The 26,730-nt window shown below is 55.3% G+C and carries 23 protein-coding genes and 1 pseudogene; 8 read left to right on the forward strand and 16 right to left on the reverse strand.

Translation table 11 applies throughout. The features are described 5' to 3' along the window. Nucleotides 1–30: 30 nt before the first annotated feature. The 4 genes from AC2CGP_RS02490 to narI are packed head-to-tail and all read left to right on the forward strand — an operon-like array spanning nt 31 to nt 6,684. Nucleotides 31–3,771 carry a nitrate reductase subunit alpha gene (locus AC2CGP_RS02490; RefSeq protein ID WP_213759310.1) on the forward strand — a complete coding sequence of 1,247 codons (3,741 nt, stop codon included), beginning with the start codon at nt 31–33 and terminating at the stop codon, nt 3,769–3,771. Then, entirely contained in the window at nt 3,768–5,312 is a 1,545-nt protein-coding gene (gene narH, locus AC2CGP_RS02495) for a nitrate reductase subunit beta (protein ID WP_015366447.1), read from the forward strand. The genes AC2CGP_RS02490 and narH overlap by 4 nt, the downstream gene beginning before the upstream one ends. Then, complete coding sequence (gene narW, locus AC2CGP_RS02500) at nt 5,312–6,007, forward strand: nitrate reductase molybdenum cofactor assembly chaperone (protein WP_213759311.1); 696 nt, start codon at nt 5,312–5,314, stop codon at nt 6,005–6,007. The genes narH and narW overlap by 1 nt, the downstream gene beginning before the upstream one ends. Continuing rightward, nucleotides 6,004–6,684 (forward strand): respiratory nitrate reductase subunit gamma, encoded by a 681-nt coding sequence (narI, locus tag AC2CGP_RS02505; protein WP_015366445.1) that lies wholly within the window; start codon nt 6,004–6,006, stop codon nt 6,682–6,684. Before narW ends, narI begins: the two co-directional genes overlap by 4 nt. Nucleotides 6,685–7,202: 518 nt before the next feature. On the opposite strand, the gene nhoA is transcribed toward narI, so the two are convergent. Next, nucleotides 7,203–8,048, reverse strand: coding sequence for an N-hydroxyarylamine O-acetyltransferase (gene nhoA / locus AC2CGP_RS02510; protein WP_015366444.1), 846 nt, complete (start codon nt 8,046–8,048; stop codon nt 7,203–7,205). A gap of 174 nt (nt 8,049–8,222) precedes the next feature. Here nhoA and AC2CGP_RS02515 point away from each other — a divergent pair, with 174 nt between their 5' ends. Further along, on the forward strand, nt 8,223–8,804 hold the full coding sequence (locus AC2CGP_RS02515) for a flavin reductase family protein (protein ID WP_015366443.1): 582 nt from the start codon (nt 8,223–8,225) through the stop codon (nt 8,802–8,804). A 22-nt stretch (nt 8,805–8,826) separates the two neighbouring features. Here the strand turns inward: AC2CGP_RS02515 and AC2CGP_RS02520 are convergent, their stop codons facing one another. From AC2CGP_RS02520 to AC2CGP_RS02580, 13 genes and pseudogenes are all read right to left on the reverse strand, one after another. Then, nucleotides 8,827–9,441, reverse strand: a complete 615-nt coding sequence (locus AC2CGP_RS02520) for a helix-turn-helix transcriptional regulator (protein ID WP_323133812.1) — start codon at nt 9,439–9,441, stop codon at nt 8,827–8,829. 66 nt (nt 9,442–9,507) lie between these two features. Beyond that, on the reverse strand, nt 9,508–9,942 hold the full coding sequence (locus AC2CGP_RS02525) for a winged helix-turn-helix domain-containing protein (RefSeq protein WP_015705537.1): 435 nt from the start codon (nt 9,940–9,942) through the stop codon (nt 9,508–9,510). A gap of 355 nt (nt 9,943–10,297) precedes the next feature. Then, a complete protein-coding gene (gene pptA, locus AC2CGP_RS02530) occupies nt 10,298–10,525 on the reverse strand; it encodes a tautomerase PptA (protein ID WP_015366439.1) in 228 nt (75 codons plus the stop codon). Between the two features lie 68 nt (nt 10,526–10,593). Beyond that, complete coding sequence (locus tag AC2CGP_RS02535) at nt 10,594–11,211, reverse strand: glutathione S-transferase family protein (RefSeq protein ID WP_047058692.1); 618 nt, start codon at nt 11,209–11,211, stop codon at nt 10,594–10,596. A gap of 35 nt (nt 11,212–11,246) precedes the next feature. Beyond that, entirely contained in the window at nt 11,247–11,945 is a 699-nt protein-coding gene (locus AC2CGP_RS02540) for a YoaK family protein (protein WP_045388094.1), read from the reverse strand. A 73-nt stretch (nt 11,946–12,018) separates the two neighbouring features. Further along, entirely contained in the window at nt 12,019–12,888 is an 870-nt protein-coding gene (locus tag AC2CGP_RS02545; protein ID WP_015366436.1) for a transporter substrate-binding domain-containing protein, read from the reverse strand. 20 nt (nt 12,889–12,908) lie between these two features. Next, entirely contained in the window at nt 12,909–13,685 is a 777-nt protein-coding gene (locus AC2CGP_RS02550; RefSeq protein ID WP_015366435.1) for an amino acid ABC transporter ATP-binding protein, read from the reverse strand. Further along, nucleotides 13,669–14,589, reverse strand: a complete 921-nt coding sequence (locus AC2CGP_RS02555) for an amino acid ABC transporter permease (protein ID WP_015366434.1) — start codon at nt 14,587–14,589, stop codon at nt 13,669–13,671. Before AC2CGP_RS02555 ends, AC2CGP_RS02550 begins: the two co-directional genes overlap by 17 nt. A gap of 9 nt (nt 14,590–14,598) precedes the next feature. Then, entirely contained in the window at nt 14,599–15,108 is a 510-nt protein-coding gene (locus tag AC2CGP_RS02560) for a GNAT family N-acetyltransferase (protein WP_020078687.1), read from the reverse strand. Between the two features lie 11 nt (nt 15,109–15,119). Further along, nucleotides 15,120–17,383, reverse strand: a pseudogene (locus tag AC2CGP_RS02565) (NtaA/DmoA family FMN-dependent monooxygenase). A 24-nt stretch (nt 17,384–17,407) separates the two neighbouring features. Continuing rightward, nucleotides 17,408–18,529 (reverse strand): amidohydrolase, encoded by a 1,122-nt coding sequence (locus AC2CGP_RS02570; RefSeq protein ID WP_045361011.1) that lies wholly within the window; start codon nt 18,527–18,529, stop codon nt 17,408–17,410. Next, complete coding sequence (locus tag AC2CGP_RS02575; RefSeq protein WP_032708156.1) at nt 18,526–19,527, reverse strand: MsnO8 family LLM class oxidoreductase; 1,002 nt, start codon at nt 19,525–19,527, stop codon at nt 18,526–18,528. Before AC2CGP_RS02575 ends, AC2CGP_RS02570 begins: the two co-directional genes overlap by 4 nt. Before the next feature lie 91 nt (nt 19,528–19,618). Then, complete coding sequence (locus tag AC2CGP_RS02580; protein ID WP_015366428.1) at nt 19,619–20,179, reverse strand: P-loop NTPase family protein; 561 nt, start codon at nt 20,177–20,179, stop codon at nt 19,619–19,621. 138 nt (nt 20,180–20,317) lie between these two features. Between AC2CGP_RS02580 and AC2CGP_RS02585 the strand changes: the two genes are divergently transcribed. Both AC2CGP_RS02585 and ansP read left to right on the forward strand, forming a co-directional pair. Then, entirely contained in the window at nt 20,318–21,205 is an 888-nt protein-coding gene (locus AC2CGP_RS02585; protein WP_015366427.1) for a LysR family transcriptional regulator, read from the forward strand. Between the two features lie 187 nt (nt 21,206–21,392). Beyond that, complete coding sequence (gene ansP, locus AC2CGP_RS02590) at nt 21,393–22,850, forward strand: L-asparagine permease (RefSeq protein WP_015366426.1); 1,458 nt, start codon at nt 21,393–21,395, stop codon at nt 22,848–22,850. 51 nt (nt 22,851–22,901) lie between these two features. Here ansP and AC2CGP_RS02595 read toward each other — a convergent pair whose 3' ends face one another. Both AC2CGP_RS02595 and yncE read right to left on the reverse strand, forming a co-directional pair. Further along, nucleotides 22,902–23,123 carry a YgdI/YgdR family lipoprotein gene (locus AC2CGP_RS02595; RefSeq protein ID WP_015366425.1) on the reverse strand — a complete coding sequence of 74 codons (222 nt, stop codon included), beginning with the start codon at nt 23,121–23,123 and terminating at the stop codon, nt 22,902–22,904. Between the two features lie 140 nt (nt 23,124–23,263). Further along, nucleotides 23,264–24,325, reverse strand: coding sequence for a 7-bladed beta-propeller protein YncE (yncE, locus tag AC2CGP_RS02600; protein ID WP_032714590.1), 1,062 nt, complete (start codon nt 24,323–24,325; stop codon nt 23,264–23,266). 264 nt (nt 24,326–24,589) lie between these two features. On the opposite strand from yncE, the gene pqqU reads away from it, so the two are divergent. Continuing rightward, on the forward strand, nt 24,590–26,701 hold the full coding sequence (pqqU, locus tag AC2CGP_RS02605) for a TonB-dependent receptor PqqU (RefSeq protein WP_213759313.1): 2,112 nt from the start codon (nt 24,590–24,592) through the stop codon (nt 26,699–26,701). The last annotated feature ends 29 nt before the right edge of the window (nt 26,702–26,730 follow it).

A 26,730-nucleotide genomic window follows, 5' to 3' on the forward strand; every position in this document is an offset into this window, starting at 1 on the left:
GCCGGACATTAGCGGAGCAGGAGAAATGTCATGAGTAAATTACTGGATCGCTTTCGCTACTTTAAGCAGAAACGCGAAACCTTCGCCAACGGCCACGGTCAGGTCTACGACAATAACCGTGACTGGGAAGATAGCTACCGGCAACGCTGGCAATTCGACAAAATTGTCCGCTCCACGCACGGTGTGAACTGTACCGGCTCCTGTAGCTGGAAAATTTATGTCAAAAACGGCCTGGTCACCTGGGAAACCCAGCAGACCGATTATCCGCGCACCCGACCGGACCTGCCAAATCACGAACCGCGCGGCTGTCCGCGCGGCGCCAGCTACTCCTGGTATCTCTACAGCGCCAACCGCCTGAAGTACCCGCTGGCGCGCAAACGGCTGATTGAGCTGTGGCACGAAGCCCTGGCACAACATCCCGACCCGGTACAGGCCTGGGATAGCATCATGCAGGACCCGCTGAAAACCCGCAGCTACAAACAAATCCGCGGTAAAGGCGGCTTTGTTCGCTCCAGTTGGAAAGAGTTAAATCAACTGATCGCCGCAGCCAACGTCTGGACCATCAAAAACTACGGTCCGGATCGCGTCGCAGGATTTTCGCCGATCCCGGCGATGTCGATGGTTTCCTACGCCGCGGGTACCCGCTATTTATCGTTGATCGGCGGCACCTGCCTGAGCTTTTATGACTGGTACTGCGATTTACCCCCCGCCTCGCCGATGACCTGGGGCGAACAGACCGACGTGCCGGAATCCGCCGACTGGTACAACTCCAGCTACATTATTGCCTGGGGTTCAAACGTCCCGCAGACCCGAACCCCGGACGCCCACTTCTTCACCGAAGTGCGCTACAAGGGCACCAAAACCATCGCCATTACTCCGGATTATTCGGAAGTCGCCAAGCTCTGCGACCAGTGGCTGGCGCCGAAGCAAGGTACCGACAGCGCGCTGGCGATGGCGATGGGCCACGTGATCCTCAAAACCTTCCACCTCGATAACCCAAGCGATTACTTTCTCAACTACTGCCGTACCTATACCGATATGCCGATGCTGGTAATGCTCGACCGTCGTGACGACGGCAGCTATGCGCCTGGTCGTATGCTGCGCGCCGCCGACCTGCTTGACGGGCTGGGAGAAAGTAATAACCCGGAATGGAAAACCGTCGCCTATAACGCCGAAGGCGAGCTGGTCGCGCCGAACGGCTCCATCGGCTTTCGTTGGGGCGAAAAAGGCAAATGGAATCTCGAACAACAGGCTAACGGCCGGGACGTCGAATTAAAATTGTCGCTGCTGGATATGCACGATAGCGTGGTGTCGGTCGGTTTCCCCTACTTCGGCGGCAACGAAAACCCGCATTTCCGCAGCGTGAAGCAGGAGCCGGTAACGCTTCATCAGCTGCCAGCTAAACAGCTACCGCTGGCCAATGGTGAGAGCGCTTTGGTGGTGAGCGTGTATGACCTGGTGCTGGCTAACTACGGTCTGGATCGCGGTCTTGGCGATGCCAATGCCGCGCGCGACTTCGCGGATGTCAAAGCCTATACCCCGGCATGGGCCGAGCAGATCACCGGCGTGCCGCGTCAACATATCGAACAAATCGCCCGCGAGTTTGCCGATACGGCGCATAAAACCCATGGCCGTTCGATGATTATCCTCGGCGCCGGTGTGAACCACTGGTACCACATGGATATGAACTACCGCGGGATGATCAACATGCTGGTGTTCTGCGGCTGCGTCGGTCAGAGCGGCGGCGGCTGGTCGCACTATGTCGGCCAGGAGAAACTGCGCCCGCAGACCGGCTGGCTGCCGCTGGCGTTCGCGCTGGACTGGACTCGTCCGCCGCGGCAGATGAACAGTACCTCTTATTTCTACAACCATGCCAGCCAGTGGCGCTACGAAAAACTGACCGCTCAGGAGTTGCTCTCACCGCTGGCCGACGCCAGCAAATTCAGCGGCCATATGATCGACTTTAACGTTCGCGCCGAGCGCATGGGCTGGCTGCCCTCCGCGCCGCAGCTTAACGTTAACCCGCTGAGCATCAAGCGGCAGGCCGACGCCGCCGGGCTGTCCCCCGCAGAGTTCACCGTCCAGTCGTTAAAAGCAGGCGATATTCGCTTTGCCGCCGAGCAGCCGGATAGCGGCAACAACCACCCACGCAACCTGTTTATCTGGCGTTCTAACCTGCTGGGATCGTCCGGTAAGGGCCATGAGTACATGCTCAAGTACCTGCTCGGTACCGATAACGGTATTCAGGGCGAGGAGTTTGGCTCCACCACTGACGTGAAGCCGGAGGAAGTCGAGTGGCAGACTGCGGCGATTGAGGGCAAACTTGATCTACTGGTGACCCTCGATTTCCGCATGTCCAGTACCTGCCTGTTCTCCGATATCGTCCTGCCGACCGCCACCTGGTATGAAAAAGACGATATGAACACCTCAGACATGCACCCGTTTATCCACCCCCTTTCCGCCGCCGTCGACCCGGCCTGGGAGGCGAAAAGCGACTGGGAAATCTACAAGGACATCGCCAAAAGTTTCTCTGACGTGTGCGTCGGCCACCTTGATAAAGAGACCGATGTGGTACTGGTACCGCTGCAGCATGACTCTCCGGCGGAGCTGTCACAGCCGTTCGATGTCCTCGACTGGCGCAAGGGCGAATGCGATCTCATTCCAGGCAAAACCGCGCCGTCAATTGCGCTGGTTGAACGTGACTACCCGGCCACCTGGGAACGCTTCACCTCGCTGGGGCCGTTACTCGATAAGCTCGGCAACGGCGGTAAAGGCATTTCGTGGAATACGCAAAGCGAGGTCGACTTCCTCGGCAAACTTAACTACGTCAAGCCAGACGGTCCGGCCAAAGGCCGTCCGCGTATCGACAGCGCTATCGACGCCAGTGAAGTCATCTTAAGCCTGGCGCCGGAAACCAACGGCCAGGTGGCGGTGAAAGCCTGGCAAGCGCTGGGAGAATTTACCGGCCGCGACCACACTCATCTGGCGCTGAATAAAGAGGATGAGAAAATCCGCTTCCGCGATATTCAGGCGCAGCCGCGCAAGATCATCTCCAGCCCAACGTGGTCTGGTCTGGAAAGCGAACATGTCTCCTATAATGCCGGTTATACCAACGTTCACGAACTGATCCCGTGGCGTACCCTCTCCGGGCGGCAACAGCTGTATCAGGATCATCCCTGGATGCGCGCTTTCGGCGAGAGTCTGGTGGCCTATCGCCCACCGATCGATACGCGCAGCGTCAGCCAGATGAAGGACGTGCCGCCAAACGGCTTCCCGGAAAAAGCGCTGAACTTCCTGACCCCGCATCAGAAATGGGGTATCCACTCGACCTATAGCGAAAACCTGCTGATGCTGACGTTGTCGCGCGGCGGACCCATCGTCTGGCTAAGCGAAACCGACGCAAAAGAACTGGGGATTGAAGATAACGACTGGATCGAAGCCTTCAACGCCAATGGCGCCCTCACCGCGCGTGCGGTGGTGAGCCAGCGCGTGCCGCCGGGCATGACCATGATGTATCACGCTCAGGAACGCATTATGAACATTCCTGGTTCGGAGGTGACCGGTCGCCGGGGCGGCATCCACAACTCCGTGACCCGCGTCTGTCCTAAACCCACGCATATGATTGGCGGCTATGCCCAACTGGCTTACGGCTTTAACTACTACGGCACCGTCGGCTCCAACCGCGACGAGTTCATTATGATCCGCAAAATGAAAAATATTGACTGGCTGGATGGCGAAGGTCGTGACCAGGTACAGGAGGCGAAGAAATGAAAATACGTTCACAAGTCGGAATGGTGCTGAATCTGGATAAATGCATCGGATGCCATACCTGCTCCGTCACCTGTAAAAACGTCTGGAGCAGCCGCGAAGGGATGGAATATGCATGGTTCAACAACGTGGAAACCAAGCCAGGTATTGGTTACCCCAAAAACTGGGAAGATCAGGACGAGTGGCAAGGCGGCTGGATCCGCGGTATCAGCGGCAAGCTCACTCCGCGCCTGGGCAACCGCGTCAGCGTGTTGTCAAAGATTTTCGCCAACCCGGTGCTGCCGCAGATTGACGATTATTACGAACCCTTTACCTACGATTATCAGCACCTGCACAACGCGCCGGAGGGCAAATACTTGCCTACCGCCCGCCCGCGTTCGCTGATTAGCGGCGAACGGATGGATAAGATCACCTGGGGGCCAAACTGGGAGGAGTTACTCGGCGGCGAGTTTGAAAAACGCGCCAAAGACCGCAATTTCGAAGCGATGCAAAAAGAGATGTACGGCCAGTTTGAAAACACCTTCATGATGTATCTGCCGCGTCTTTGCGAACATTGCCTCAATCCGAGCTGCGTGGCGACCTGCCCAAGCGGCGCCATCTACAAGCGCGAAGAAGACGGTATCGTGCTGATCGACCAGGATAAATGCCGCGGCTGGCGGATGTGCATCAGCGGTTGTCCGTACAAAAAAATCTACTTTAACTGGAAGAGCGGCAAATCGGAAAAATGCATCTTCTGCTATCCGCGTATTGAGTCCGGGCAACCGACAGTCTGTTCAGAAACCTGCGTTGGCCGCATCCGCTACCTTGGCGTGCTGCTGTACGACGCGGACCGTATCGAAGAAGCGGCCAGCACTGAACATGAAACCGACCTCTACGAGCGCCAGTGTGATGTGTTCCTCAACCCCAACGATCCGGCGGTCATCGAAGAGGCGTTGAAACAGGGTATTCCACATAACGTGATCGACGCCGCGCAGAAATCACCGGTGTATAAACTGGCGATGGACTGGAAGCTGGCGCTGCCGCTGCATCCGGAATACCGCACCTTACCGATGGTCTGGTACGTGCCGCCGCTGTCGCCGATTCAGTCGGTCGCCGACGCTGGCGGCCTGCCGAGTAACGGTAACATTCTGCCGGCGGTAGAAAGCCTGCGTATACCGGTACAGTATCTGGCGAACCTGCTGAGCGCCGGTGATACCGGCCCGGTCTTGCGCGCGTTAAAACGCATGATGGCGATGCGCCATTACAAACGTTCGCAAACCGTCGAAGGCGTGACCGATACCCGTGCGATTGAAGAAGTGGGCCTCAGCGTCGAACAGGTGGAAGAGATGTATCGCTACCTGGCGATCGCCAATTATGAAGACCGCTTCGTGATCCCCACCAGCCACCGCGAATTGGCGGAGGACGCCTTCCCGGAACGCAACGGCTGCGGTTTTACCTTCGGCGATGGTTGCCATGGTTCTGATACTAAATTCAACCTGTTCAACAGTCGTCGCATCGACGCTATTGACGTCGGGGACGTTCGTCGACATGGGGAGGGAGAGTAATGCGGATCCTCAAAGTCATTGCTCTGTTGCTGGAGTATCCCGACGACGCGCTGTGGGATAACCGCGAGGAGGCGCTGGCGCTGGTCAGCGCCGATGTGCCTGTCCTGACGCCGTTTGTTAGGCGATTACTGGCGGCGCCGCTGCTCGACCGCCAGGCCGAATGGTGTGAGGTGTTCGAACGCGGTCGCGCCACCTCGCTGCTGCTGTTTGAACACGTACACGCCGAATCGCGTGACCGCGGCCAGGCGATGGTCGATCTGATGAACCAGTATGAACAGGCGGGCCTGCAGATCGATTGTCGCGAACTACCGGACCACCTACCTTTATATCTTGAATACCTCAGCATTCTCCCATTAGCCGATGCCCGTGAAGGACTGCAGAACGTCGCGCCTATTCTGGCGTTGCTCGGTGGACGCTTAAAGCAGCGCGAATGCGATTACTATCTACTCTTTGACACCCTTCTTGCGCTGGCGGATAGCCCACTCAATAGTGACAGTGTCACCAGGCAGGTAGCGAGTGAGAAGCGTGACGACACCCGCCAGGCGCTGGATGCGGTGTGGGAAGAGGAACAGGTGAAGTTTATTGAAGATAATGCAACCGCTTGCGATAGCTCGCCAATGCAAGCTTATCAACGACGCTTTAGCCAGGATGTGGCGCCGCAGTACGTCGACATCCGCGCCGGAGGCCCGAAATGATACAGTATTTAAACGTCTTCTTTTACGATATCTACCCTTATCTCTGCGGCACCGTGTTCCTGGTGGGCAGTTGGCTGCGCTATGACTACGGGCAGTATACCTGGCGCGCGTCATCCAGCCAGATGCTTGATAAACGGGGCATGGTGCTGTGGTCGAACTTATTCCATATCGGCATCCTCGGCATTTTCTTCGGCCACTTCTTCGGGATGCTGACGCCGCACTGGGTCTATTCATGGTTTCTGCCGATGTCGCAGAAACAGGTGATGGCGATGGTGCTGGGCGGTGTCTGCGGCGTACTGACCCTGGTCGGCGGTATTGGCCTGCTGGCGCGCCGCCTGACCAACCCGCGCATTCGCGCCACCTCCACCACTGCGGATATCCTGATCCTGTGCATTCTGCTGATTCAGTGCGCGCTGGGGCTGACGACCATCCCGTTCTCCGCCCAGCATCCGGACGGCAGCGAAATGCTGAAACTGGTGGATTGGGCGCAGGCGGTAGTCACCTTCCACGGCGGCGCATCGGCGCATCTGGACGGCGTCGCGTGGGTGTATCGCGTCCATCTGGTGCTGGGAATGACTATCTTCCTTATCTTCCCGTTCACCCGGCTGGTTCACGTCTGGAGCGCGCCGATAGAGTATTTCACCCGCCGCTACCAGGTGGTGCGCTCCCGGCGCTGAGCGCTGGCGCCCCCAGCCATGCCCGTTTACCGGTAGCCCGGACGAGGCGCCTGCGCCAACTCCGGGTCATATTCATCGGCCAGGGCTCCAGCCTTTACGCCGGATGGCGGCTACACCTTATCCGGCCTACAACGACTGCCGCCTGCCCGGTAGCCCGGACGAGGCGCCTGCGCAGACTCCGGGTCATATTCATCGGTCCGGCTCCAGCCTTTATGCCGGATGGCGGCTGCGCCTTACCCGGCCTACAACGACTGCTGCCTGCGGAGTAGCCCGGACGAGGCGCCTGCGCCGACTCCGGGTCATATTCATCGGTCCGGCTCCAGCCTTTACGCCGGATGGCGGCTACGCCTTATCCGGCCTACAACGACTGCTGCCTGCGGAGTAGCCCGGACGAGGCGCCTGCGCCGACTCCGGGTCATATTCATCGGCCAGGGCTCCAGCCTTTACGCCGGATGGCGGCTACGCCTTATCCGGCCTACAACGGCGAAACTGCGCTTTCTTCGCCGTCGTCATCAGCGTTACTTCCCGGCTTCCGGATGGGTATCGAACGCCGCCATCACTGCTGCCAGCGCGGCTTCGCTGAAGCCGTGCTTCGGGTCATCTACACCAAGTCCGAAGCGGGTTTGCAGCGTTTCATAAAGCGCCGACACGTCCGCAAGATCCACCTTCTCCACTACATGGTTATTTTCCCAGTGGGTAAAATGGAAATTGGTGAGCGTCATTTTTCCGCCGTCCGGCAGATGACGACACATCAGCAGATGATGGCGGAAATGGGACTGCGGCCAGTGCGCCGACCAGAAGTTACCCATCACATAATCAGAGGCATATTGTCGCCCCAGATCGAAATGGTACATCGACTGCCAGTGTTCATGATGATTAAACTGCAGCGTCCACTCATCGCCTTCATGCACCAGGCGGTAAACACCATGCGGCGTATGCTGCGGAATATCGGCCAGCAGCTTAATCGGCGCGGTCAGGGTTTGCCCCCCAAAGCCGACATCAGCAATCCAGCGTTCGCCTTCGACCTCCACCAGCAGCAAGCGATGGGTGCGCGGCGGCATCTGCGGCGGATTCGCCAGCACCACGCGGCCCAACAGGCTACGAACCGAGAAACCGATCTCGCTTAGCGCCCGCTGCAACAGCCCGTTCTGTTCAAAGCAGTAGCCGCCGCGGCGGGCGGTGATTAACTTCTCTTCCAGCGCCCGATCGTCAAGGTGGATTTCACGCGGTAGCAGAACGTCCAGGTTTTCAAACGGGATCGCGCTATTATGATGGCTATGCAACTCCCGCAGGGTGTCAATGGAAACATCGGGGGTTCCCGTCCAGGCCAGACGAGTAAAATACGCGCTTAAAAATGGGGTCATCAACGCCTCCAGCTTTTGGTGTCCGACATTTATAGCCTATTTTTTCCCCGCGACGGTGTATTTTGTGCGATCGCGCCAGCTGATATCTGATTTACATAGCCGTTGATGTATTGATTACCTTTGTATTGTGAATAAACTACTTACAGGCATTCGCCCACTCACCAAGGAACGCTTATGAGCCGTTTTCGCCACGTGGAACTTCAGTACGCCAGCCGCCTGCTCAACCACGGCCCGACCATTATGATCACCAGTTATGATGCGCAGTCAGGACGGCGTAACGTGATGTCCGCCGCCTGGTCGATGCCGGTTGAATTTGCCCCGCCGCGAGTGGCTATTGTGGTGGATAAAAGCACCTGGACGCGGGAGATCATTGAGCGTAACGGCGCCTTTGGCATTGTGGTGCCGGGCGTGGCCGCCGCCAGTTGGGTCTATGCGGTCGGCAGCGTGAGCGGGCGTGATGAAGATAAGTTCAATGCTTACGGTATCCCGGTGGTGAATGGGCCCGAACTGGGGCTACCGTTAATTGAAGAGAAATGCCTGGCGTGGATGGAATGCCGTCTGCTACCCGCCACCGCGGCACAAGAGCAATACGATACGCTGTTTGGCGAAGTGGTTGCCGCCGCGGCCGATGAACGAGCCTTCGTCAGCGGGCGCTGGCAGTTTGATGATGACAAACTCAATACTATTCACCATCTCGGTACCGGCAATTTTGTCGCCAGCGGCCGTCACGTGCAGGCGAATACGCCACATAATTAACAGAACGACGGCAACTCTGCCGTCATTCCCTTTCACCATCTTTTAGAAGTAAGTGATAAGACGGCGGGCTTATCATGAAGCGATGAAAGTGACTTCCACCTTTAAGGTTGAAGTTAGCTTTAATTTTATCTAAATGCGCATAAATGGTTTTTACCCGCAGTCCCAACGCTCTGGCAATGGCGTTCACCGGAGTGCCTTTGGCGACATGATCAATAATCATCATTTCTCTTTCGCTTAGCGGAGCCCCATCTTTTGCCTTCATTACACTAAAATCCGGTTGACCATCATGATGATATAATTGCCGATGCTTGATCGTTAACAATAATTTTTGAACATTGTCTATGGTTTCACGACTGCTTATCCATAATATATTTTGGCGAAATAAAAGCCGCCGTGAGTGAACGTTTCTGGAGGTGCTCACACCCAGAATCATGCCCTGATAAAATTGAGATAGCGCATAAATATGCTTGTAATCTTGATAGCCATGTAACGGCAATATAATGAGATCCGCTTGCTGTATAGAATGATTACAAAAATCCAAATCAGCGTAATCGATCTCATTATCGTCAGAAGCTATCTGTTGCAGACAGTGTTCCACGCCCAGTCGGAACCAAATATCCTTACTATTAATTATCACCTTCAATTTTATAACCTTAACATGAAAACGACAGGCATACCTTGAATACGGCAGACCCTATGGCTATTAATTTAGCTCGGACAGCTCACAAAGCTGAACGGTCGCATCATTATTCTGGCAGAATGGTTTATGAGTTCTTACCGAATAAACACTCGTAACGTAATGACTATTGATATAATAACCCTGAGTCTTAACGCGTAATATAATATCTTGTTCGATGCCGATATCCTTCAGGATCCGACGTAAATTTTGCATCACTTGCCATAAACGTTGTGATGAGGGCCTTAAATCATTTTTCTCCCAGACATGTACCATCAACTCTTCATCACTAACCATTCTTTCAAGACCATGTTCAAATAAATACTCAATTAAACAGGCCATCGTTTTTCGTAGACGGATGTTTTTTCTATTACCACTTACAGTAGCTATTTCCCGGTACTTCAAGAAGTAAAAAAAATCATCCTCTAATTGGTAACCAAGTAACGCACTACCTATTATCATTCATCTCTCCATGATAAAAATCATCATTTCAAAGGCAGGTTACATGGCAAATCAGCAATCGCCTAAACAATTTTGATATGCATAATAATCAAAACATAAAACTACATTTAAATACATACAAAGCGCAATGCACTATATAGTTCAGTATTATCAGTTATTTATGTTGATTAGGATTATTCTTAAATGGCCAATTACTTTACAAAAGGTAAATTAATGAAAGGTATGGAAATCAAAAAAAAGCCACTTTTATTGATCTGGATCAATAAAGTGGCATATCTTTCGCTCAAGTAAAATTGACCTCGGCCGATGGTAGTCTATTTAGCGTGACGAAAATGCGCTAACGGCGGCCGGTCTTTTACATTCGGTATCCCGGTTTCTTAATCAAAGAATCCATCTGCGGCGCGATTTCATTATCCCATACCTGCTGCCAGTCGCTCTGCTGCACCTGATTGAGCGCAACGCTAACTGAACTGTCTTTTGTACTAAGATGGCGGATCAGAACTTCAGTGATTTCCGCAGCTAGCGCATTTTTTTGCTCTTCGCTCAGTTCACGGGGAAAACATTTAATATCAACATGTGGCATAGCAGGCTCCTTATTCTTGGGAATTTAAAACTATCACAGGTTTCCTGATGCAAGTCACAATTAGTGCTTTAAAGAAGATTGTTGTCACGCAGTACCTGCTGCAGTTCCGTACGGCGATAAACCGCCTGCGCCACGGCGGCAAACTTTGGCGTATGCGCCGCGAACCACTCTCGGCGCGGCCCCCAACTGTACATCGCGGCAATATAGCAATCCAACAGCGTGATATCCCCGCCCAAGGCGTAAGGCGCGGCAGCCAGCTGTTGTTCCAGCCATAGATACAGTGATTTGCGGTATTGCTGACAGCTCTCACGCAGTTCGTCAGGCGCTGAGGCTGTCCAGCGTTCGGGATAGTCGGCATAGGTGAAGGTAGGATAAACGTTAGCCACCAGCCAGATCAGCAAACGTTGAAACTGCCGGCGCTGTGGCGTACCGGCTGGCGGCGCCAGATCCGGGCGCTCGTCGAGGATCATCAGCGCTATCGCCGCCGACTCCGTCATTACGCTGCCATCAGCCAGCAGCAAAGTGGGCACCTGACACAGCGGGTTGATCGCCAGCAGTTTCTCTCGCTGCGCGCCTGGCTGGTCAAAGCCATCGACATTGATAAATTGATAAGGGATATTGGCCAACGTTAGCATCATCTCGCTTATCGCCGAGCCCCACCCCGGCACGCCATACAATTTCATCATCGTCAGCTCCCGCGTAGAAAACTTTTAGCGTAGCACTAATTCCGCGCGGCGCTGAATTCGCGCCAGGCGACGATGGCCACCAGTACCACCGGAATAAGTACCGAGTAAAAGCCCGCCAGGATGTAGCCCAGCGCTCCGAGCCCTGCGCCCAGCAGAAAACCGAGCACCGAAGCCCCCGATTTTTTGATTTTCTCTCTATTCTCGCGGTTAGGCGCCTGGCACCAGTTCACCACATCGATGGTTAACTGCGTGACGTTGCCGGTCATCATCGTACTCGGGCTGGTGGTGGGTAATAATAAACGGGTGGTTGCATTCCTCACCCCCATCGCCATTACGCCTGCCATGCCGGTGATTAACGCGGTCGCGCTATCCGCGCCGACAAAGGGCTGCCACAGCAGCCCCAACAGGCCGAAAAGCAGTAACAGCAGGATCTCGACGACGAACAAGCCGCCAAGGAAGCGTGGCGTGATAATTTTTCGACGTTTGATAACCAGCGTAACGATCGCCACCGCCAGCATAAAAACAGGAATGGCGAGCAGTTTGGATAAAATACCTTCGCTGTTAGTGGCCAGGGCTGCGCCGGCCACCACCAGGTTTCCCGTGACGTGGGCGGTAAACAGGCCAAACAAGGTGATGAAGCTGATGGTGTCGATAGCGCCGCCGGAAGCGGCGAGCAACGCGGGTTCACGATGGTGCTGCCAGCGTTGCTCCAGTAAGAGTAGGTTTTCAGCCACAGTGATTAATCCATTAAAAAGACACACGATGTAGCCATGAGTATAGCAATCCCTGCTATGAATAATCATTGCATCAATAGGTTATCCCCGGCGGATTGACCTCCGATTGCCTGACTTCCTCCCCCTGTTCCCCCCAGCGCGCGAGCACCTGCTGATACTCGCCGCGAGCGATCGCGCCGTTTAGCGCCGCCTGCAGTGCGTATACCAGCCCATTGCCTTTTTTAGTAGTAGTCGCCACCCAGGCTTTTTTGGGTCCCAGCCCGACGACTTTAGTTTTCCCGTTTAATGCCGCCTTATAAGAGGCCACCGACTGCGGACCAAAAAAGATATCCGCCCTTCCCGACTGAATATATAAATTGCCGGAGGCATCGTCAGTAAGATAAACCGGTAACGCCGGCTGACGGCCGGCGGCTTCGTTTTCCGCATTCCACCCCAGCAGGATCCGCTCCTGGTTGGTGCCAGAACCGACAATGACTTTACGCCCCGAGAGATCCTGCGCATTTGAAATCCGCGTGATCTCACTGGTTGATTTGACCGAAAAGGCCAGCGAGTCAACGCGGTAGGTGGCGAAATCGAACTTCTCTTTGCGCTTCTCGGTCACCGCAATGTTAATCAACGCCACATCGTAACGCCCTGACGCGATCCCCAAAGGCCAGTCCTCCCAGGCCGTAGGCACCAGCTTCAGTTTCAGTCCAAGGCTACCCGCCAGTAAACGGGCAATGTCCGGGTCGCTGCCGATGCGCGTACGGTTGTCGCTGGCCAGCAGCGCCAGCGGCGGCGAATTTAACGCCGAAATCGCCACCGTCAGCACGCCGGGCTCCACAAAACGATAGTTCGGCGGGATTTTGCTAATCGCGTTATCATCTCGCGTCACCGGCAATGGCCGTTCATTGGCGCGCAAATCAAGTTCGGCGCGCGCCTCGCCGATGCTCAGGAGCAGCATGAGAGCGGCAGCTAATTTCCTCATGCCAGCACCCGTGATAAAAATTGCCGGGTGCGCTGGTGTTGCGGATTATTTAACACTTCATCGCTGCTGCCCTGTTCAACGATTTTGCCATCGACCATAAACACCACCTGGTCGGCAACCTCGCGGGCAAAGCCGATTTCATGCGTTACCACCACAAGCGTCGTCCCGGAGCGGGCAAGTTTTTTAATTACATCGAGCACTTCGCCAACTAGTTCTGGATCCAGCGCGGAAGTAGGTTCATCAAACAAGATCACGCGCGGATTGAGCGCCAGCGCGCGGGCGATGGCGATGCGCTGCTGCTGGCCGCCGGAAAGATGCCGTGACCAGGCATCGGCTTTGTTGCGCAAACCGACAATGTCCAACAGTTCATACGCACGAGCAATCGCCTCTTTGCGACTGGCCTGTTTATGGGCAATCGGCGCTTCAATCAGATTCTCCAGCACCGTCAGATGCGGGAACAAATTGAAGTTCTGAAATACATAGCCCACGTTAACCCGCTGGCGGAGGATCTCTTTTTCTTTCAGCTCATACAGCTTGTCGCCTTGACGGCGATAGCCGATATAGTCGCCATCAATCTGGATAAACCCTTCATCGACCCGTTCAAGATGGTTAATGGTGCGCAGCAGCGTCGATTTTCCCGAACCGGACGGCCCCAGGATCACCGTCACCGTTCCCGGCGCAATCTCCAGGGAGACATCATCCAGCGCTTTATGACGACCAAAGTATTTACTGACCCCGGTTATCGAAATATGACCATTACGAGAGTTGAGCATGGACGGCCTCCTGCGGCTGACGAGCCGGTTGGTTAACGCGATTATTACGCACGCTGTTCACCGCTGAGCGCCGTTCGCTGCGCGCCAGCGCGCGTTCAACCAGGTACTGAATTGCAGAAAGCACGCTGGTAATCACCAGGTACCACGCGGCGCCCACCATCAGTAACGGGATCACTTCCTGGGTGCGGTTATAGATCATCTGAATGGTGTAGAACAATTCCGGCATCGCCAGCACGTAAACCATCGCCGTCCCTTTTGCCAGGCTAATGATTTCATTGAACCCCGCAGGCAGAATGGTGCGCAGCGCTTGCGGCAAAATGATCCGCAGCGTACGTCGCCAGGCGGGGAGTCCCAGCGCGGCGGCGGCCTCATACTGCCCGTGATCCACGCCCAAAAAGCCTCCGCGGATAATTTCGGCAGTATAGGCGCTCTGCACCAGCGTCAGGCCAACTACTGCCGTGGAGAACTGCCCCAGTACATTGATAGTCTGGTAGCTCGCCCAGGTTATGCCGGTGAAGGGGATCCCCAACGATAAGCTGTCGTAGAGATATGAAAAGTTGTACAGAATGATCAACACCACGATTAGCGGCAGCGAACGAAACAGCCAGATATACCCCCATGCCAGGCTGCTGAGCAGCCACGACGACGACAAGCGGGCCAGCGCCAACAGGCCGCCGAAGATGACGCTTAAAAAGGTACCAAGTAGTGTAAGCAGCAGCGTTTGCCCTAACCCCTCAAGGATCACCGGGTCGAAGAACCAGTGTGCGAACACCCCCCACTCCCAGCGCGGATTGAACGCGACCGACTGCACAACGACCGCCAGCACCAGCAGGGCCAATACCGCCCCGGCGACGCGCAGCGGATAGCGAGCCGGAACCACTTTAATCGTTTCAGATGATTGCATGACGCCTCCTTAAGCGCTGTGGCTGAGGGCGCTAACCGCCAGCGCTTTAGTGAACCGCAACCGCCCATCATAGGGCGGGCGGCTGTACTCTTCCGGGTCGCGAGTGAGGTCAAACTGTGCTTCGTACCCCTGGCTTAAATAGAGCTTTACCGCTTCCGGCTGGCGAAAACCGGTGGTGAGATAAATATGGCTATAACCTGCCAGCACCGCCCGACGCTCCAGTTCTTGTACAACCCTGGCGGCCAGCCCCTGTTGACGCAGCCGACGATGCGTCCAGATCCGCTTAATTTCCGCGGTGTGCGGATCTTTCGGCTTGTAAGCACCGGTGGCGATGATTTCGCCGTCACGCTCCAGCACAATAAACAGCCCCTGCGGCGGCAGATACCATTCGGTTAACTCCACTTCCGCATCACGAGAAAAATAGTCGCCGTAACGGGCGGCGTACTCGGCAAACAGGCCGCTAATAATCGGCTGTAGCTCCGGCGCGTCCGGAGAAATATCACGGAATGCTTCGCTCATAGCGCCTCCTGTTAATCGCCCAGCCCGGCAGGGTTAATTTCCGATTGTGGAATGCTCTCCACGCCTTCGCCCCAGCGATTGAGCACTTTGGCATAATCGCCGCTGGCGATAGCGCCATTCAGCGCCGCCTGGACGGCATTGACCAGCCCGCTGCCTTTTTTCAACGTCACCGCGATATGCGCCGCCTTCGGCCAGCCACCGTCCACGCTCCCCACCAGCTTAGTTTTGCCGGTTAGCGCCGCTTTCCAGGCGCCAATGACGTTAGGGCCAAAGTAAGCATCGGCGCGGCCAGTTTGCAGAGCCAGCGTCTGCGCGGCGTCATCCTTGGTGTAGACCGGTATAAACGGTTTAAGCCCGCGCTTAACGTTTTCCGCATTCCATGCCAGTAAGATTGCCTCCTGATTGGTGCCGGAGCCGACGATAATCTTCAGCCCGGCAATATCTTCCGCTTTGTCGATCTTGTTCAGTGGGCTGGTGCTTTTAACGTAAAAACCCAGCGAATCTTTACGATAAGTGGCGAAATCGAACTTCTCTTTGCGCTCTTTGGTAACGGTAATATTGCTGATCGCGGCATCATATTTGCCGGAGGCGACGCCAAGCGGCCAGTCTTCCCACGAGGTCGGAACAACGTTGACTTCGAGGCCGAGGCTGTCAGCCACCAGACGCGCAATATCCGCCTCGCTACCGAGCAACGTTTTGTTATCATCAGAAAACACCGTCAGCGGCGGCGAGTTTAGCGCCGCAACCGCGACGGTGAATTTCCCCGGCACCGCCAGGTGCAGATCTTTCGGCAACAGCGCAATTGCCTGCGGATTTTTTGCCGTATGAATCGGGGTTTTATTGGCTTCCAGGCTAACTCCGGTGCCATTGATATTGACGTCCTGCGCCCACGACGGGGCGCTAATTGCCAACGCGAAGGCCAGCAATAGTGTTGATTTCTGCATAGCGCGGTTCTCTTTTATTATTTTTCGAATTGGTTAATGGGCAGATCCAGCCCCAGGCTTTCCCGCAGCGTGGTGCCTGGATAGTCGCGGCGGAACAATCCGCGCGCCTGCAGCAATGGCACCACTTCATCAACGAAACGCGGGAAGGTTTCCGGCGTGCCGCCCTGAATAATGAAGCCATCGGCGGCGCGTTGTTCGAACCACAGCTGTAAGCCGTCGGCGACGTCGCTGGCCGTGCCGGAGAAGCGCGGGCGTGGGCTGGCGGCCTCCAGCGCCACCTGGCGCAGGGTTAATCCCCGTTCACGGGCATTGCGTTTAATCTCATCGGTGGTGCTGCGGAAGCTGTTTTGCCCAAGGTCGCCAATATCCGGGAAGGGTTCATCCAGCGGATATTGCGCAAAATCATGATGCTCGAAGTAACGACCCAGGTAATTCAACGCGTCGTCGATCGAGACCAGCGCCGCCGTGGTCTGGTATTGACGCTCCGCATCCTCCGCGTCGTCACCGACGATTACGCTGACGCCCTGGAAAATATGCAGTTGATCCGCACTGCGCTGATAGGCAGCCAGTTGGCTTTTGACATCCTGATAAAACGCCTGCGCCTCGGCTAACGATTCCTGGTGGGTAAAAATGGCATCGGCGTGGCGAGCAGCTAATTTTTTGCCGTCATCGGAGGCGCCGGCCTGGAAAATAATGGGCCGTCCCTGCGGCGTGCGGGCAATATTCAAAGGACCAGCGACTTTAAAGAAATCGCCATGATGATTAAGCGTATGCAGTTTATTTTTATCAAAAAACTGACCGCTCTCTTTATTACGCACAAAAGCGCCGTCCTCCCAGGAATCCCATAATCCTTTAACCACCTGAAGATATTCGTCGGCGATGCGATAGCGCAGCGCATGATCGGGATGCTGGGCGCGGGAGAAGTTTTTCGCCGAGCCTTCCAGCGGCGACGTCACCACGTTCCAGCCGGCGCGCCCGTGGCTTAAATGGTCAAGGCTGGCGAACTGTCGCGCGGTCGTGAACGGTTCGCTATAGGAGGTGGAGAGCGTGCCGACCAGCCCCAGACGATCGGTCACCGCCGCCAGCGTTGATAATACCGTTAACGGCTCAAAACGATTTAAAAAGTGCGGGATGGATTTTTCGTTAATATATAACCCGTCGGCGACAAAAATAAAATCGAGTTTCCCCTGCTCGGCTTTTTGCGCCGTTTCTTTCACAAATTCAAAATTAATACTGGCATCCGCCAGCGCCGCCGGATGACGCCAGGCGGACATATTTCCTGAGGCGCCATGTAAAATCGTCCCCAGACGTAATTGCCGTTTTTCAGACATAGTGACCCCTTACCCTGTCAAAAATTAAATATGGTGTAATGCCTGTTCCGCCAGATCCGCGAAATAGCGCGCGGCTGGGGCAATGACGTTTTCATCCGGATTAAAGGCCGGATGATGCAGGCCGAATTCACTGGCGCTCCCTATGCTGACGAAAGCACCCGGAATATGCTGCAGATAGACGGCAAAGTCTTCGCCGCCCAGATGCAAATCGGCGTGATGCGTGCGGTAGCCGAAGCGGTCGGCCGCCGCGCTGGCGAACGCCGCCCATTGTTCATCGTTGACCAGCGCCGTTGGCCCGGCGTACCAGAAGACATCGATTTGCGCGCCGAAGGCGCTGGCGAAGCCGGCGGCGATTTCGCTGACTCTCGCCTTAACCCGCTGCTGCACCTCGCTACTGTGGGTGCGCAGCGTTCCCTCGAGCTCTACGCTTTCCGGCAAGACGTTCCAGGTATTTCCCCCCTGGATCCGCGTCACGCTGAGCACCACCGAATCCAGGGTATTCACTTCGCGGCTGGCGACGCTTTGTAGCAGCGTCACCAGTTGGCTCGCTAGCAGGATGGCATCTTTGCCTTCATGCGGCCGGGCGGCATGCGCCCCCTTGCCGGTTACTTTGAATACGAAGCGATCGACGTTGGCATAAAACGGGCCGCCGCGGGTGGCAAACTCGCCAACGGGTAAATTGGGCTCATTGTGCATGCCGAAGATTGCCGATACGCCGTCAAGCGCCCCGGCGCGGATCAACGTTTTTGCGCCGCCGAAACTCTCTTCCGCTGGCTGGAACAGGATCCGCACCCGCCCCGGCAGTTGCGCTTCTCGTTCCTTTAACAGCAACGCCGCGCCAAGCATCACGCTGGTATGTATATCGTGACCGCAGGCATGCATGACGCCGGGATTTTGCGAGCGGAACGGCAGTCCGGTGGCCTCTTCTATCGGTAGCGCGTCAATATCGGCGCGCAGGGCGATGATTTTATCGCCGCTGCCCACTTCCGTCACCGCGCCGGTGGTTAACTCGTAAGGCAGTAACGGCAGGCCGCCGCTTTGCAACCAGTCGCGGATACGCGCGGTAGTTGCCACTTCCTGTAATGAGAGTTCCGGGTTCTGATGCAGTTCGCGCCGCCAGCTAATCAGCTGTTGTTCGAAATTCATGGCGTTACCTCCGCGCCAAGATGCGCCTGCGCCAGCAATCCCAACGACGCCAGCCGCGCACGCCCTTCGGCAATAGGGGTATCAATAATAAACTCATCAATGCCCCACTGTGCCTGAAGGGCATCGAGTTGTGCTTTAACCTCTTCTGCGGTACCAAACAACAGCGAGGACTCGCGGCGCTCAATGCGCGTCGGCGGGCTACCGGCCTGACGGGCAAAAGCCGCCGCTTGAGATTCACTGCCCACCGTCACCCGCTGACCGTTTGCCAGCTCGACGCCCCAGACCTCTACCTGCTTCGCCAGATCGGCCGCGCTGGCGGCGTCTTGCGCAACAATAACCTGTACGGCCACGATCACCTCGCGGCGGCTCAATTCGCGCCAGTTCGTCAGCACTTCCTGCAACAAGTTTTTATCGCCATTGAGATGCGCGGCAAAAACAAAGTTCCAGTCCAGACTGGCCGCCAGACGGGCGCTGTCGACGCTGGCGCCGAGCAGGAAACCGTCCGCACGGCGCGGTGGAATGGGGGTCGCGCGCAGGCTCTCCTCGCCCTGGCTTTCGGTCAACGTTAGCCAGTTATCAAGCTGGGTAAGCTGCTCGGCAAAACTGCCCTTTTCGTGCTGATGAATGCCCTGCTGTAATGCGCGAGTGGCAAGCGGCAAACCGCCTGGCGCTTTGCCAACGCCGAGATCGACACGCCCTGGGGCAAGGCTTGCCAGCAGATTAAAATTCTCGGCGACTTTGTAGGGGCTATAGTGCTGCAGCATCACGCCGCCGGAACCGACGCGGATCTGCCGGGTTTGCCCGAGGATCCAGGCAATCAATAGCTCCGGCGACGGGCTCGCCAGCTGTTCCGCGTTGTGATGCTCGGCAATCCAGAAACGATGATATCCCCAGCGTTCTGCCTGTTGCGCAAGCGTTAACGTACGCGCCAGCGCCTGAGCGGCCGTTTCACCGGGAGCAAGGGGGCTTTTATCCAGGATACTGATTCGATAAGACATTTCGCAGGCTCGTTTTAATTAACATGCCTGCATTATTAGAATCTGCAGCGCGTACTGAGAAACAATTTATTCACATGTACTCTGCCGGAAATTAGATATGCACCCTGCCAGCCATTGCCTGCTGATGGACAATTTCAGCAATAAAGCGCTCTGTTTGTCGCTGATTACGTAAACGGACGAAACGGATATGACCATACTGCGCAGAATGCATATCCGCTAAATAGCGCTGACGATTAGAGCGCCACGTTTTCATGGTCCACAAAATTATCGAATCACGATTGCAGAAGGTGCGACGAAAGGTTTCGCGATTACCGGTACCCGGCCATAGCTCCTGCTGGTGCCAGGCGCGACTCAGCGCACGGCGAATGGCCTGATATAGTGTGCGAACAAAGCTATAATCTACCCATACCACCAGATCAATATCACGCCATTTGACTGCGCGACTGCGATTATAGTTGCCATCAAGAACCCAGCCAGCAGAGGCCGTTGCCTGCGCGATGCTGGCGAAAAACTCTTCATCCGGCGCCCCCTCCCACTCTGGCCGCCAATAGAGCCTATCCAGTTCGATGTAGGGCAAAGAAAGCGCTGCCGCCAGGCGTTGCGCAAGTGTCGACTTCCCTACGCCGCTAGTGCCTACTACATTGATTTTCATGATTATTTCAAGCCCCTTTTTCTCCCGATAGTCAGCATATACTCTCTTCAGCTGCGTAGATCCTTGTGGCGAAAGCCGTCTACCGCGTTTAGACTCAATTTCCTGCCATGAATTCGCTAAATTAAATACGGTAACAGCATGTTAAAGGATAACTTCAACGATCTCCTGTCGTTTATGGTAGTCGCCCGCGAACGCAGTTTCACCCGCGCCGCTGCCCAACTTGGGGTATCGCAATCTGCGCTGAGCCATGCGATGCGCAACCTCGAAGCCCGGCTTGATGTTCGTCTGCTGACCCGTACCACCCGCAGCGTCGCCCCCACCGAAGCGGGTGAAAAATTGTTCCAGAATTTACGTCCGCATCTCACGGAAATTGAACGCGAGCTCGGCGCCTTGAGGGATAGCCGCGCCCTTCCGGCGGGTAATATTCGCCTTAACGCCGGTGAACACGCCGTCAGCGCGGTGTTGTGGCCGGCATTAAAGCCATTTATGTTGCGTTATCCGGATATCAATATCGAAATTACCGTCGATAACGGCCTGGCCGATATCGTCGATGGCCGTTTTGACGCCGGCGTTCGTCTCGGCGATCAGGTGGCAAAGGATATGATTGCGGTACGCATCGCCCCAGACATGCGCATGGTCGTCGTGGGCTCGCCCGACTATCTACAACGCTACGGCACCCCGCAGACGCCTTATCAACTGGATCAGCACCGCTGTATTAATATGCGGCTACCAACCCGCGGCGGGATTTACGCCTGGGAATTCACCGATGATGGTAAGGGCTTTCAGGTTTATGTAGAGGGTCAACTGACGCTGAATAGCTTACCGCAACGCATTGATGCCGCTGAATCTGGTCTCGGCCTGGCCTATGTGCCGGATGATTGCGTCGAGGAGGCGCTGGTTGCCGGTCGTTTAGTACGGGTACTCGATGCCTGGACACCCACCTTCCCTGGTTATCATCTGTATTATCCCAGCCGTCGTCAGCATACCGCTGCGTTTGCGCTACTCGTCGACGCGTTGCGTCATTGAACTCATTGATATTTAAGTAAGTGCTGTTGTGAAATGTTTTACGTGCGTCACTATCACGTTACGTGTAGGATGCAGCGCCGTGCATGATTTATCTCTACGACAGAATAGTGAGAAAGCCAGCACGATGTATCGCCGCTGCGCGATACGACAACCACTCATGGACATTGACAGGAAAATGGGTACATCAATGAATAACAAACACACTGACGCGGCGGAACATCATGCCGCGAAACGCCACTGGCTCAACTCGCACGAATCGGGTTACCACAAAGCAATGGGCAACCGTCAGGTACAGATGATCGCCATTGGCGGCGCCATCGGGACCGGTCTGTTTCTCGGCGCCGGGGCGCGTTTACAAATGGCAGGCCCGGCGCTGGCGCTGGTTTATCTGGTTTGCGGTATCTTCTCCTTCTTCATCCTTCGCGCCCTCGGCGAACTGGTTCTCCATCGCCCCTCCAGCGGTAGTTTCGTCTCTTACGCTCGCGAATTTCTCGGTGAAAAAGCCGCCTACGTTGCCGGCTGGATGTATTTCGTCAACTGGGCAATGACCGGTATCGTTGATATCACCGCCGTCGCCTTGTATATGCACTATTGGGGCGCTTTCGGCGATGTTCCGCAGTGGGTCTTCGCCCTTGGCGCGCTGGCGATCGTCGGCACCATGAATATGATCGGCGTGAAATGGTTCGCTGAGATGGAGTTCTGGTTCGCGTTGGTGAAAGTACTGGCTATCGTCGCGTTCCTGGTTGTCGGCACGATTTTCCTCGGTACCGGCAAACCGCTGGATGGCAATGCCACCGGCTTCCATCTGATTACCGACAACGGCGGTTTCTTCCCGCACGGTCTGTTACCGGCTCTGGTACTGGTTCAGGGCGTCGTCTTCGCCTTCGCTTCCATCGAGTTGGTGGGTACCGCGGCAGGCGAATGTAAAGACCCGGAAACCATGGTACCGAAAGCGATTAACAGCGTGATCTGGCGTATCGGCTTGTTCTACGTCGGTTCCGTGGTGCTGTTGGTGCTGCTGCTGCCGTGGAACGCCTATCAGGCAGGGCAAAGCCCGTTTGTCACCTTCTTCTCGAAGCTCGGCGTACCGTACATCGGCAGCGTGATGAACATCGTCGTGTTAACTGCCGCCCTCTCCAGCCTGAACTCAGGCCTGTACTGCACCGGGCGAATTCTGCGTTCGATGTCGATGGGTGGCTCAGCGCCGAAGTTTATGTCAAAGATGAGCCGTCATCACGTCCCTTACGCCGGGATCCTCGCGACGCTGGCGGTCTACGTGGTGGGGGTCTTCCTCAACTATCTGGTACCGTCGCAGGTATTTGAGATCGTACTTAACGTCGCATCATTGGGGATTATCGCCTCATGGGGCTTTATCGTGATCTGCCAGATGCGTCTGCGTAAGGCTATCAAGGAAGGAAAAGCGGCGGATGTAAGCTTTAAAATGCCGGGCGCGCCATTTACTTCATGGCTAACGCTGTTGTTCTTGCTGAGCGTTCTGGTGTTGATGGCTTTTGACTACCCGAACGGCACCTATACCATCGGTTCCATTCCGCTGCTGGCGGTGCTGCTGATCGCTGGCTGGTTCGGCGTACGTAAACGCGTGGCTGATGTTCACAGCACGGCGCCGGGCGTTGAAAAACGCTAAGCGCCTCTCCATAACGGTTTGCCCCTCAGCGGGCAAACCGTCACCGCAAAATTAATTATCTTCCACCAGTTGAGCAACGTCGCTGCTGTTGATTTCGCGTTTGTTGCCAGACTCATCGATATAGCTGGTCATGCCGGTTTCTTTATCTAACTGCGGTTTACCGTGGGTCACGATAGTTTGCCCGCTTTTTGTCGTCATGACGTAATTAGAGCTGCAGCCAGCCAGAAGCGCCAGCATTGCCGCCGCACAGATCACCATATATGGCTTTTTCATAATTTCTCCAGAATGATTACCACTCTCCCGCCGCGCGCGGGAAAAAGTAAGTGTATAACCTTTATAGTAATCAGGCTAATAGCGGTTTGTAACAGAGGATGAGACCCGGAGTAAGGAGGGGACTCCCCCTCCTTGAGAGATTACAGAGCAATGCGGATAACGTCGTCCGGCGCGGTGGCCTCTTTCTGACGAGTTGACTCCTGTTTCACGCTAACAAACAGCGTTTTTCCATCGGCGGACAGCGCCAGGCTATTCGGGAAGGTCGGCGTTTTAAAGGTTTTAACGACCTTATAAGTCTTAGCATCAATCACGCTGACTTCACCCGCTTTGCGATGGGTGACGTAGACTTCGTTGCGTGCTGGGTTAAACAGTACCGCCAGGGATTCCGGCGCGGCGATTTTTTGCAGCACTTTACCGTCACGAATATCCACCACCAGCACTTCCGGCTGCTTGCTGTCGGTAATGAAAGCACGGTGACCGGCTGTATCCAGGCTCAGGTTCAGGTAGAAATGCTCCTTACCATCATCCTGCAGCTTCTTGCGCGAGAGGATCTTATTGCTATCGGTATCGATAGTCAGTAGTTCGCCATCGGCATTGGTGGTGTAAAGACGTTTAGCGTCAGCATCGATTGCCAGTCCGGTGGCCATCGCGCCGGTATTGGCAATGGTATCTTTCAGCGTCAGCTTGTCGCCATCCACCACCCAAATGACGCTCTCTTTACCCAGACCGGAGATATATACGGTATTGGTTTTCTCATTCACTACCAGCTCACGCGGCTGCAGCGGGCGCACGGTATCACTACGTTTACGGTCATCGAGCACCAGTCGCCCTTTCACCGCGCTGGTTTTGGCATCTATTGCGGTCACGCTGCTATCAACGGTGTTGCCAAACCACAACGTCTGGGTGGTGTTATTGATGGTGGCGCCGAACGGTTTCAGGTCGTTATGAATAACCTGGGTGATGTCGAGCGTAGTCGGATCCAGACGATAGACGATACCGCCTTTATCCAGCGAGCGGCTTTGCGAGGTGGCAACCCACAGCGCATTTTCCTGCTGGCTATACGCCATTTCGTACGCGCCTTTACCGACCGCTTTACGCAGGAGCTCCTCGGCGGCGTGGGCGCTGAAGCTGCCTGCCAACAGTAACGACGTTAATAACAGAGAACGACGCAGACGCGGCGCGGATAACTGACGTAATGACATAACGATTCCCTTTATAGAACAATTAATTACTGGTTAGAGATGGCTTCCACAGCGTGAAGGTTAACTTCACTCGTTTTGTAAATGAGAATAGTAATCATTATTTATCGTAATGTGGAGCGTTAATTGTTGTTTTTGGTTAAAAGAATCACCTTCACTTGCTATTACTTAACGACCGGTTAGTTAATTCTTTTCAAAGAATTTACAAACGGTGTAACATATATACATATGTTCCATTTGGTACGTTTCTCTTTGCGAGTCGCTTTGATGAAGATTATTGCCATGCGCACGGTCGCGCTCCCCGCTTTATTACTCCCTCTCGTCGCCAACGTGCACGCCAGCACGGACGACGAACAAACCATGGTCGTTACGGCGACGCCTACCGCGATTTCCGAACTGGATACCCCTGCCGCCGTCAGCGTAGTGAACGGCGATGATATGCGTCTGGCCGCCCCGCGAATTAACCTCTCGGAATCGCTCGGCGCGGTACCCGGTTTGCAGGTACAAAACCGGCAAAACTATGCTCAGGATTTGCAGTTGTCGATTCGTGGTTTTGGTTCCCGCTCCACCTACGGCGTCCGCGGCCTGCGGCTATACGTTGACGGTATCCCTGCTACCATGCCCGATGGCCAGGGCCAGACGTCGAATATCGATATCGGCAGTATCGATAGCCTCGAGGTGTTACGCGGACCTTTTTCCGCGCTCTATGGCAACTCTTCCGGCGGCGTCATTAACGTCAATACCCAAACTGGCAGCCAGCCGCCGACCATCGAGGCCAGCAGCTACTACGGCAGCTTCGGCACTTGGCATTACGGACTGAAGGCCACCGGCGCCGTCGGCGACGGCACCCAGGCAGGTGATGTCGATTACACGGTGTCGACCAACCGTTTTACTACCCACGGTTCACGCGACCATAGCGGGGCGCGTAAAAATCTCGCCAACGCCAAATTAGGCGTGCGTATAAACGACGTCAGTAAATTAACGCTGCTGTTCAATAGCGTAGATATCAAAGCAAACGACCCGGGCGGATTGACATATGATGAATGGCGTAATAATCCTCAGCAGTCGCCGCGCGGCGATCAATACAACACGCGTAAAACGGTGAAACAGACCCAGGCCGGTTTACGCTATGAGCGCCAGCTTAGCCAGCAGGACGATCTCAGCGTGATGATGTATGCCGGCGAGCGCGAAACTACCCAGTATCAGTCAATCCCAATGGCGCCGCAGCTGAAGCCCTCGCATTCCGGGGGAGTCATCGATTTAACTCGCCATTATCAGGGGATCGACACCCGCTGGACCCACCGCGGCGAATTACTGGTGCCGGTGACCTTTACCACCGGTCTTGATTACGAAAATATGAGCGAACGGCGTAAAGGTTATGAAAACTACGTTCTGGTGAACGGCGCACCGCAATATGGCGAGCAGGGCAACCTGCGCCGTAATGAACGTAATCTGATGTGGAACCTTGATCCCTACCTGCAGACTCAGTGGCAGCTGACGGACAAGCTCACATTCGATGCTGGCGTCCGCTACAGCTCCGTTTGGTTTGACTCTAACGACTATTACGTCACTCCGGGTAACAGCGATGATAGCGGCGATGCCAGCTACCACAAATGGCTACCAGCCGGTTCATTGAAGTATGCCGTCACGGATGCCTGGAATATCTATCTTTCCGCCGGACGCGGTTTTGAAACGCCGACGATCAATGAACTCTCGTATCGTTCCGGCAATCAAAGCGGATTAAACTTCGATCTTAAACCCTCCACAAATGAAACCGTGGAAATCGGCAGCAAAACGCGGATAGGCAACGGACTGTTCACCGCCTCGCTGTTCCAGACCGATACCGACAATGAGATTGTGGTCGACTCCAGCAGCGGCGGCCGCACCAGCTATAAAAACGCCGGTAAAACCCGTCGTCAGGGAATGGAACTTGGCCTCGACCAGCAGTTTGGCGACAGCTGGAAATTAAAAGCAGCATGGACCTGGCTCGACGCCACCTATCGCACGAACGTTTGCGGCTCCTCAGACTGCAACGGCAATCGTATTCCGGGTATTGCCCGCAATATGGGCACTGCCTCTTTCGGCTACCAACCGGAACAGGGTTGGTACGCGGGTAGCGATATCCGTTATATGGGCGACATTATGGCCAACGACGCCAACACCGCCAAAGCGCCATCGTGGACCGTGGTAGGCCTGACCACCGGCTATAAGTGGAGCTACGGGAAAATGGATATGGATCTGTTCGGCCGCGTCGATAACCTGTTCGATCGCACCTACGTTGGCTCGGTGATTGTTAATGAATCCAATGGTCGTTATTACGAACCGGCGCCGGGCCGTAACTTCGGCATCGGTATGAATCTCGCCTGGCGTTTCGAATGATGACGCCGCCCAATGAGTAATGATAAAAA

The sequence above is a fragment of the Klebsiella sp. SYXHC3 genome (assembly GCF_057196925.1).